At 67.8% G+C, this 9,069-nt stretch carries 9 protein-coding genes; 6 read left to right on the forward strand and 3 right to left on the reverse strand.

Annotation, left to right across the window (positions count from 1 at the left end; genetic code table 11):
* Nucleotides 1–1,350, reverse strand: a 1,350-nt coding sequence (locus VGV37_RS24850) for a class I tRNA ligase family protein (RefSeq protein ID WP_326882483.1), incomplete at its 3' end; no start/stop codon positions are given.
* A gap of 483 nt (nt 1,351–1,833) precedes the next feature.
* Between VGV37_RS24850 and VGV37_RS24855 the strand changes: the two genes are divergently transcribed.
* Genes VGV37_RS24855 through phnX form a run of 5 tightly spaced genes read left to right on the forward strand, consistent with a single transcriptional unit; the run spans nt 1,834 to nt 6,517 of the window.
* Nucleotides 1,834–2,862 (forward strand): 2-aminoethylphosphonate ABC transporter substrate-binding protein, encoded by a 1,029-nt coding sequence (locus VGV37_RS24855; RefSeq protein ID WP_326882484.1) that lies wholly within the window; start codon nt 1,834–1,836, stop codon nt 2,860–2,862.
* A gap of 22 nt (nt 2,863–2,884) precedes the next feature.
* Complete coding sequence (locus VGV37_RS24860) at nt 2,885–4,024, forward strand: ABC transporter ATP-binding protein (protein WP_326882485.1); 1,140 nt, start codon at nt 2,885–2,887, stop codon at nt 4,022–4,024.
* On the forward strand, nt 4,017–4,889 hold the full coding sequence (locus tag VGV37_RS24865; RefSeq protein WP_326882486.1) for a 2-aminoethylphosphonate ABC transporter permease subunit: 873 nt from the start codon (nt 4,017–4,019) through the stop codon (nt 4,887–4,889). The genes VGV37_RS24860 and VGV37_RS24865 overlap by 8 nt, the downstream gene beginning before the upstream one ends.
* Entirely contained in the window at nt 4,873–5,670 is a 798-nt protein-coding gene (locus VGV37_RS24870; RefSeq protein ID WP_349256468.1) for an ABC transporter permease subunit, read from the forward strand. The genes VGV37_RS24865 and VGV37_RS24870 overlap by 17 nt, the downstream gene beginning before the upstream one ends.
* 28 nt (nt 5,671–5,698) lie before the next feature.
* A complete protein-coding gene (phnX, locus tag VGV37_RS24875; protein ID WP_326882488.1) occupies nt 5,699–6,517 on the forward strand; it encodes a phosphonoacetaldehyde hydrolase in 819 nt (272 codons plus the stop codon).
* 6 nt (nt 6,518–6,523) lie between these two features.
* Here the strand turns inward: phnX and VGV37_RS24880 are convergent, their stop codons facing one another.
* Together VGV37_RS24880 and VGV37_RS24885 are read right to left on the reverse strand one after the other, a co-directional pair.
* Entirely contained in the window at nt 6,524–7,228 is a 705-nt protein-coding gene (locus tag VGV37_RS24880; protein WP_326882489.1) for an MgtC/SapB family protein, read from the reverse strand.
* Nucleotides 7,229–7,275: 47 nt separating this feature from the next.
* A complete protein-coding gene (locus tag VGV37_RS24885; protein WP_326882490.1) occupies nt 7,276–8,406 on the reverse strand; it encodes a TIGR03364 family FAD-dependent oxidoreductase in 1,131 nt (376 codons plus the stop codon).
* 183 nt (nt 8,407–8,589) lie between these two features.
* On the opposite strand from VGV37_RS24885, the gene hisE reads away from it, so the two are divergent.
* A complete protein-coding gene (gene hisE, locus VGV37_RS24890) occupies nt 8,590–8,919 on the forward strand; it encodes a phosphoribosyl-ATP diphosphatase (RefSeq protein ID WP_326882491.1) in 330 nt (109 codons plus the stop codon).
* The last annotated feature ends 150 nt before the right edge of the window (nt 8,920–9,069 follow it).

Consider the following 9,069-nt stretch of genomic DNA (forward strand, 5'->3'; position numbering starts at 1 on the left):
CGCCGTCTGGCGAAGGCCGTTCGTCTCCATCGAGATGAACCATTGCGGCGTGGTGCGGAAGATGAGCGGCGCCTTGGAGCGCCAGGAATGCGGATAGGAATGGACGAGCGTCCCGGCCTTCAGCAGGCCACCGGCCGCGTCGATCGCCTCGATCACCGCCGGATTGGCGTCGCCCGGCTTGCCGTAGGGTGTATAGACCCGCTTGCCCGCGAACAGCGGCACATGGTCGAAATAGCTGCCGTCGTCATCCACGGTCTGCGGCATTTCCAGACCGTTCGCCCGGCCCAGCAGGAAATCGTCCTCGCCATGGCTGGGCGCGATATGGACGAAGCCGGTGCCGGCATCGGTCGTGACGAAATCGCCCGGCAGCAGCGGCACGTCGAAATCATAGCCCTGGCCGCGCAGCGGGTGGGCCCCGATCGTGCCGGCCAGATCGGCGCCCTTCAAGGTCGCGAGCACGGTCCAGGCCGCGATGCCGACCTCCTGGGCGACCCGCTCGACCAGGGCGGCGCCCAGCACCAGCTTTTCGCCGACCATGGCCTTGCTGCCATCGGCGACCGCGTCGACCTGGACGACCGCATAATCGAAGGCGGCGCCATAGGCGATCGCCCGGTTGGCCGGCATGGTCCAGGGCGTCGTGGTCCAGATCACGACCGAAGCGCCATCGAGCGCTGGGACGGACGGATTCACCACCTTGAAGCGGACGTGGATCGTGCGTGACGTATGGTCGTGGTACTCGACCTCGGCTTCGGCCAGCGCGGTCTGCTCGACGACCGACCACATGATCGGCCGGGCACCCTGGAACAACCCGCCGTTCATCAGGAACTTGCCGATCTCGCGCACGATCTGCGCCTCAGCCGGATAGGCCATGGTCAGGTACGGATCGTCCCAATCGCCCATCACGCCCAGCCGCTTGAACTCCTCGCGCTGGATACCGACCCAATGCTCGGCGAAGGCGCGGCATTCGCGCCGGAACTCGTCGATCGGCACGTCGTCCTTGTTCTGCTTGGCCGCCCGGTACTTCTCCTCGATCTTCCATTCAATCGGCAGGCCGTGGCAGTCCCAGCCGGGAACATAGACCGAATCCTTGCCCAGCATCTGCTGGGATCGGACGACGATGTCCTTCAGCACCTTGTTGAGCGCGTGGCCCATGTGCAGGTTGCCGTTGGCATAGGGCGGCCCATCGTGCAGCACGAATTTCTCACGCCCCTTGGACGTGGCGCGCAGCCGCTCGTAGAGGTCCGTTTCGGCCCAGCGCTGGAGCAGGACCGGCTCGCGCTTCGGCAGCTCGGCCTTCATCGGGAAATCGGTCTGCGGCAGAAAGACGGTCGGTCGGTAATCGACGGACATGGCGATGGTCATCCGGAAGCTGCGGCCGCCGGCGTCGCCCCGGACCGGGACGAAACGCGACTGGTACGGCCAAAATGAGGATGCGCGGGCAACAAGCGCGCCGGCGCAGACGAACGATCCCGGCCCCTTGGGGTCAAGGAGCCGGGCGGATAATTCGCGCGGAAAACGCGCCTGATATCACCACCATCGCCATGGCCAAGACCATAGGGGAGCGCCGCCCGCGGCGTCAACCGACGCGGTCCTGCGCGCCAGGCAGGTCGGCCGTCAGCTGCAGGCGGGACGGGTCCTAACTCATCAGGTCCTGCCCGCTGCTCAAGGCGTCACTAAACTTGCGGCAAGTGAATTGCATGAAATCGTTTACGCCCGCCGCTCCGCGGCGATCGGCGATCGCTTGATTGCTGCACGAGACTTCGATCCCTGCCTGTAACGCCACCGTCATGTCGGGCGATTATGGTGCCCGCACTTTTGTTGGGAGGACCGAACATGTTGATCAAGAAGCTCGCCATTGCCGGCCTGGGCCTCGCCGTTCTGGGTGCGGCACCCGCCAGGGCCGCCGATGTCGTCACCATCTACAGCGCCGACGGCCTGCATGACGGCAGCCCCAACTGGTACCAGAACCAGTTCGACGCCTTCACCAAGGCGACCGGCGTCAAGGTGCAGTATGTCGAGGGCGGTTCCGGCGGTGTCGTCGAGCGTATCGCCAAGGAAGCCACCAACCCGCAGGCCGACGTGCTGGTGACCCTGCCGCCCTTCATCCAGAAGGCCGCGGCCGACGGGCTGCTGCAGCCTTACACGCCCGCCGGTGCCGACCAGGTCGCGACCGAGCAAAAGGACCCGAAGGGGCTCTATCTGGCACTGGTCAACAATTACATGGACTTCATCTACGATTCGGCCGTGGTCAAAGAAGCGCCCAAGACCTTCGCCGAGCTGCTGGATCCCAAGTACAAGGGCAAGATCCAGTACTCGACGCCCGGCCAGGCCGGCGACGGGACCGCGGTCATGATCCAGGTGTTCCACGCCTATGGCAGCAAGGATGCCGGCTTCGACTTCCTGGGTAAGCTGCAGGCGAACAACGTCGGCCCGTCGGCCTCGACCGGCAAGCTGACCGCGCTGGTCAACAAGGGCGAGTTGCATGTCGCCAACGGCGATCTGCAGATGAACATCTCGCAGATGGCGCAGGACCCGAACATCCGCGTGTTCTGGCCGGCTGGGCCGGACGGCAAGCGCTCGACCTTCGCCCTGCCCTATTACGTCGGCCTGGTGAAGGGCGCGCCCAATGCCGCCGCTGGCAAGAAACTGATCGATTTCCTGCTGACGAAAGAGGCACAGGCGACGGTCACCTCGGTCGCCCAGGGCCTGCCGGTGCGCAAGGACGTGACGCCGACCGACGATGCCTACAAGAACCTGCACAAGCTGATGGAAGGCGTCACGATCTGGACGCCCGACTGGTCGCAGGTCCTGACCGACCTGCAGGCCGACGTCGCGAAGTGGCACCAGGTCACGGGCAGCTAGCCTCGTGCGCGCCGGCGCGGTCATGAGCGACGACATCCTGGCCGCGTCGCGCGCCGCCACGCCGACCCACCCGTCGCGTGGCGAGGGCATTTCGTTCGAGGGCATCACCGTCGCCTATCGCGGCACGGTGGTGCTCGACGATTTCTCGCTGCAGATCCAGCGCGGCGAGATCATGGCGCTGATCGGCCCGTCCGGGTCCGGCAAGACCACGGCACTGCGCGCCGTCGCCGGTTTCGTGCGGCCGACCAGGGGTCGCGTGCGGATCGGCGAGACCGACGTGACCGACCTGCCGCCCTATGCGCGCGGCATCGGCATGGTCGTGCAGAACTACGCGCTGTTCCCGCACATGAAGATCGAGGACAACGTCGCCTTCGGCCTGCGTGCGCAGAGGGCCGAGGCCGGTCTGATTGCCGACCGGGTCAAGGAATGCCTGCGGCTGGTCGGCATGGCCGGCTATGTCGGCCGGTTCCCTCGTGAACTGTCCGGTGGCCAGCAGCAGCGGGTCGCGATCGCCCGGGCGCTGGCGGTGCAGCCGCGCGTGCTGCTGCTCGACGAGCCCCTGTCGGCGCTCGACGCGCAGATCCGCCGGTCGATGGTCGAGGAGTTGGCCAAGCTGCACCGCGACCTGCCGACCCTGACCGTGCTCTACGTCACCCACGACCAGACCGAGGCGCTGACCCTGGCCGATCGCATCGCGATCATGAAGGACGGACGGCTGAGTTCGTTCGGGCCCTCGACCCAGCTCTATTGCCGGCCGCCCAACCGCTTCACCGCCGAGTTCCTGGGCCGCGCCAACCTGCTGCCGGTGCGGATCGAGGGGCCGGCCGAGCCGGGTCATGTCCGGGTCCGGTTCGGCGCCATCGAACTGACCGTGCCCGGCCACCCGACCCTGTCGCCCGGCGCCGATTGCCTGGTCTGCATCCGGCCGCACGACCTGAAACTGGCCGAGCCGCATCATGGCAACCGCCTGACCGCGGCTGTGACCGCGGTGCAATGGCAGGGCGACCACCATGCCCTCACGCTCGATTGCGCCGGCACGCCGCTGCGGCTCGTCTCGGCACCGCTGCGCGAACCGCCGGCCCACGGCATGCCGCTCGACCTGGGCTTCGCCGCCCATGACGCGACCCTGATCGCCGACGAGGCCGGCGCGTCCCATGGCTGAGGCGACGCTCGCCGGACCAGCCCGGTCCTTCGGCGGCGGCCGGCTGTGGATCGTGCCGCCGCTGCTGGTGCTGGCCGGCCTGTTCTTCTATCCGCTGTCGCTGATCGCGACCCAGGCCCTGACCGGCGACGGCACGCAGGTGTCGCTCGACCATTTCGCCGCCGTGTTCCGTTCCGCCCTGTTCACCGGCGCGCTGCTGCACACGGTCGAGATCGCGGTCGCCGCCAGCATCGGATGCCTGGTGCTGGGCTTCGCGATCGCACTCGTGCTGTCGTTCGTGCCGTTCCCCGGCGCGCGCGAGATCGCGCGCTGCATCGACACGTTCATCGCGCTGCCGACCTTCCTGGTCGCCCTCGCCTTCACCTTCATCTACGGCTCGGCCGGCATCCTCAACGGCACGCTGGTCGAGGTCTTCGGCCTGGAGCGGCCGCCGGTCGATTTCCTCTATTCGCCCTGGGGCGTGATCCTGGCCGAGATCACGGTTTATACGCCCTTCGTGCTGCGCCCGCTGATGGCCGCGTTCCAGCTGATCGAGACCGCGCAGATCGAGGTCGCGAGCAGCCTGGGCGCACGGCCCGGACGCATCGTGCGCGAGGTCATCCTGCCGGCCGCCATGCCGGCGCTGCTGGCCGGCGGCAGCCTGTGCCTGCTGCTGACGGTCAACGAGTTCGGCATCGTGCTGTTCATCGGCGCCAAGGGCGTCATCACCCTGCCGCTGCTGGTCTATGACAAGGCGATCCAGGAATTCGACTATACCGCGGCCTGCGCCATCGCCGTGATCAACGTGGCGCTGTCGCTGTCGCTCTATCTGGTCTACCGCACCGTGGTCGCCCGCGTCGGAGGCCGCAATGCTGGTGTGGTCTAGATCGGGCCGCTGGCTCGCCTGGGGCTTCGCCGCCCTCCTGATCGGTATCGTCTATGTGGCGCCGCTCGCCATCATTCTGGCCGCGAGCTTCGCCGGGCAATGGAACGACGCGCTGCCCAGCCTGCCGACGGTGAAGCATTATCTGGATGCCGTCGCCGGCGCTTCGGGCGAGGCGCTGTGGACCAGCGTCGTGACCGGCTTGGTCGCGAGCGGCATCGCCCTGCTGCTCGGCACCTGGGCGGCGCTGGCGCTCCGCAGCTTTTCCGGCCTGCCGCGCCGGCTGCTCGACCTGCTGTTCTTCGTGCCCAGCGCGGTGCCGTCCGTCTCGGTCGGCTTGGGGCTGCTGGTCGCATTCAGCCGGCCGCCGATCCTGCTGAACGGCACCAGCACGATCGTGTTCGTGGCCCACCTGATCCTGATTTCCGCCTTCACCTACGGCAACGTCTCGGCCGGCCTCGCCCGCATGTCGCCGGATTTCGAGCAGATCGCCGAGAGCCTGGGCGCGCGGCCGGCGTATCGCCTGCGCCACGTCACCCTGCCGCTGATCCTGCCCCACCTGATCGCTGCGTTCAGCCTCAGCTTCGCTCTGTCGATGGGCGAGCTGGGCGCCACCGTGATGATCTATCCGCCCGGCTGGGTGACCTTGCCGGTCGGGATCTTCTCGCTGACCGACCGGGGCGACGTGTTCGAGGGGTCGGCCCTGACCATCCTCCTGATCCTGACCACGCTCGCGGTGCTGATCGGCCTGTCGCGCATTCCGGCCAAGGTCGCGCCGCGCTAGGCTGGGGCAGCGGGCAGGGAGAACCGAGATGGCACGAAACTATGGCGGCAAGATCCGGGCGGTCGTCTTCGACTGGGCCGGCACCATCGTCGATCACGGCAGCCGCGCGCCGATGGGCGTGTTCGTCGAAGTGTTCCGCCGCTTCGGCGTCGAGATTTCGGTCGCCGAGGCGCGGGCGCCGATGGGCCTGCCGAAATGGCAGCACATCCAAGCCGTCGGCCGCCAGCCTGCCGTCGGGGCCCGCTGGCAGGCCGCCCATGGCCGCGATTTCGCGGATGGCGACGTCGACCAAATCTACGAGGTATTCACTCCATTGAATGCCCAGGTCGTGCCGCAATTCGCCGACATCATCCCGGGCGCTTTGGAGATAGTCGCAGCGCTGCGTGCCCGCGGCCTGAAGATCGGGTCAACGACCGGCTACAACCGCCCGATCATGGAGGTCCTGGCGCCGATCGCGGCCCGGGCCGGCTACGCGCCCGACAATCTGGTCTGCGCCGGAGACCTGGCCGAGGGTCGCCCGGGTCCGCTCATGATGTATCGCTGCTTCACCGACCTCGGCATCTGGCCTCCGGCGTCGGTGATCAAGGTCGACGACACGGTGCCAGGGATCGACGAGGGGTTGAACGCCGGCACCTGGACCGTCGGCCTGTCGGTCAGCGGCAACGGCTTCGGCCTGTCCGCAGACGAGACCGCGGCGCTCCCCCCGGCCGAATTCGCCGAGCGCCGCACCGCCGCCGAACGCGAGCTGACCCGTGCCGGTGCCCATTACGTCATCGACAGTGTCGCCGACCTGCTGCCGGTGCTGGAGGCGATCGAGGGGCGGCTCGCCCGCGGCGAACAGCCGTAGCGATACTCAGTCGGAGACGCTCTGACCGCTCGGCGCCACCTGCCATTTGGCGGCGCTGACCGAGGGCTGCAGGCTGGCGCGGCTGACGATCGCCTCCATCTTGCCGTCCTCGCGATGGGGGGCAATGACGGTTGCCGAGATCTCGATCTCGCCGCCGTCGAGCGCCGTGCTCTTCAGCTGCTGCAGGCCGAGGTGGCCGGCCTCGAGCGCTTCGAGCAAACCGGCACGCAGCCGGGCCTCGTCGGCTTTTTCGGCCACGACCTTGATCACGTAGCGTTGCTCGATCTCCGCCGCCGGTCCGGTATGGCGGTTGATGAGCATCACCAGCGGCCGCATGACCATGTTGGTCAGCGTGACGAACACGGCGAAGATCGCCGCCTCGAACATCATGCCGGCACCGGCGAACATGCCGACCGCTGCCGAACACCACAGTGTCGCGGCGGTGTTCAGCCCATGGACGTTGACGCCCTCGTGCATGATCACACCGGCGCCCAGGAAGCCGATGCCGGTCACGACCTGGCCCGCCATGCGGGTTGCATCGCCCATCGGGGTCAGGCGATAGGCGAACAGCACGAAGGCCGAGGCGCCGATCGCGACCAGCACGTTGGTGCGCAGCCCCGCCATCTTTTGGCGCCACTGCCGCTCGAAGCCGATCAGGCCGCCGCAGAACAGCGCCAGCACCAGCCGATAGAACGCCTCGTCGAGATTCATCCCCTATCCGTAGCGCGCTTTGCGGCCGGAGGAAATCGCCCGTGCGATCACCCGTAGAGATCGGCGATCACTTCCTCGGCAAGGGCGAAGCCGGTGCTCATTCCGGCCCCGCTCGTCACCATCGCGATGCGCACGTCCGGCAGCGGCGTGTCGAAGAAGGCCGGGGTGTCCGCGTCGGATGACGGATAGACCCCGGTCCAGCGCTCGACGATCCGGTCGTCGGCCAGGTCCAGCGTCTCCTTGGCGTGGCGCAGGATCAGTTGGTCGACCGCATCGGGCGCGAACGGATCCGGCGTCGGCGCGTAATGGTGGGAATCGCCAACCACCAGCGAACCGTCGGCACTCTGCACCACGATCAGGTGAATGCCGTTGGCCAGGGTCAGGGGTTCCCGTTCCGCGATCCGCGCCCGAAGCGCGCCGACGCTCGGGCAGCCGTCGAAACCCAGGTAGCGGCCGAAGCTCAGGTCCATCATGACCGAGGCGCCCAGTTTCCAGCCGGCACCCTGCGGCGCCAGGCGCAGCATGTGGAGCTTGCAGAGCGTCGGCCGGTATTTGGCGATGGTTTCCGGGAACAGGGTGACGAGATCGGGGCCGGGGCAGACGACGACCTTGTCGGCATGGACCGGGCCGCGGCTGGTTTCGATCCGCGGCGGCGCCACTTCCGTAACGGCGGCGCCGCGCAGGAAGGTCACACCATGGGCACTCTCCAGCCATTTCGCGACCGCCGGCACCGCCGTGCGCGGCTCGACCCGCAATTCGTGGGGACTCCACAGGAAGCCGCGGAGCCCATCGCGACGGGCGACCGGCATTTTCTGGTCGAGGGCTGCAGGCGGCAGCACGGTGCAGCCCTCGCCCATCTCGCCCGCGGCGAATTCCCGGGCGACGGCCAGCGCCTCGTCGCTGCGCGCCAGGATCGCCGTGCCGCGATGGATGACCGGGATGCCCGCCGGGCCGACGATCTCGTCCCAGACATCGCGGGCCCGGCGCGCGCGGCGCCACATGTCGCCGCCGGCCTGGCCGGTCACGGTGATGAAGCCGAAATTGCGGATCGACGCGCCGTTCGCCTGGGCATCGCGATCGATGACGATGATCTTCAAGCCGCGCCGTGCTGCCGCCAGGGCATGGCCGAGGCCGATGATGCCGGCGCCGACGATGGCGAGGTCGTAGGTTTCGGTCATGATCGGCGCGCTTTCCCGGGAGGATGTCCAGGCATCCTGCCTAGCATGATTCCAAGGCGGTTTTATCGTCGCCATCGCGATGCCGCGCTGGATTTCTAGACCAATCGCGCGATTGATCCATCTTGCGGCGAGACGCGGCGGGCCAACCTATTGAAGGAGTGGATTTCAACGGGAGGCAGGGCGATGAGCGATCCGATCGATCGGCTATATGCCGCCGTGGCCGCTCGCAAGGGTGCCCCGGCCGGGTCGTCGCGGACCGCCAAGCTGTTGGCGACCGGGACGACGAAGATCGCCCAGAAGCTGGGCGAGGAAGCGATCGAGGTCGCGATCGACGCGGCCACGGGCAACCGCCAGGGCGTCGTGCTCGAGAGCTGCGACCTGCTCTATCAGCTGGCCGTGCTCTGGGCGCATCTCGACATCACGCCCGAAGAGATCTGGGCCGAAATGTCCCGGCGCGAAACCATGATGGGCATCGCCGAGAAGCTACCGAAACCGTCGCCACAGGCGGCGTAGCCCCGTCTCACGCCGCGCGGATCTGGGAAAGGAAGTCCTCGACCTTGCGTTCGAGCGTGTCGGACTGGTGGGACAGTTCGCCGGCGGCGTTCAGCACCTGACCGGCGGCGGAGCCGGTCTCGCCGGCCGCGAGCGTGACCGCGCCGATCT

It is taken from the genome of Aliidongia sp., assembly GCF_035943795.1.
Lineage (GTDB): Bacteria > Pseudomonadota > Alphaproteobacteria > ATCC43930 > CGMCC-115725 > Aliidongia.

Excerpts from the sequence above, each read along its gene's own strand:
- VGV37_RS24860 (WP_326882485.1), top strand. The coding sequence starts at position 2,885 with ATGAGCGACGACATCCTGGCCGCGTCGCGCGCCGCCACGCCGACCCAC.
- VGV37_RS24885 (WP_326882490.1), bottom strand. The coding sequence starts at position 8,406 with ATGACCGAAACCTACGACCTCGCCATCGTCGGCGCCGGCATCATCGGC.
- hisE (WP_326882491.1), top strand. The coding sequence starts at position 8,590 with ATGAGCGATCCGATCGATCGGCTATATGCCGCCGTGGCCGCTCGCAAG.
- phnX (WP_326882488.1), top strand. The coding sequence starts at position 5,699 with ATGGCACGAAACTATGGCGGCAAGATCCGGGCGGTCGTCTTCGACTGG.
- VGV37_RS24855 (WP_326882484.1), top strand. The coding sequence starts at position 1,834 with ATGTTGATCAAGAAGCTCGCCATTGCCGGCCTGGGCCTCGCCGTTCTG.
- VGV37_RS24865 (WP_326882486.1), top strand. The coding sequence starts at position 4,017 with ATGGCTGAGGCGACGCTCGCCGGACCAGCCCGGTCCTTCGGCGGCGGC.
- VGV37_RS24880 (WP_326882489.1), bottom strand. The coding sequence starts at position 7,228 with ATGAATCTCGACGAGGCGTTCTATCGGCTGGTGCTGGCGCTGTTCTGC.
- VGV37_RS24870 (WP_349256468.1), top strand. The coding sequence starts at position 4,873 with ATGCTGGTGTGGTCTAGATCGGGCCGCTGGCTCGCCTGGGGCTTCGCC.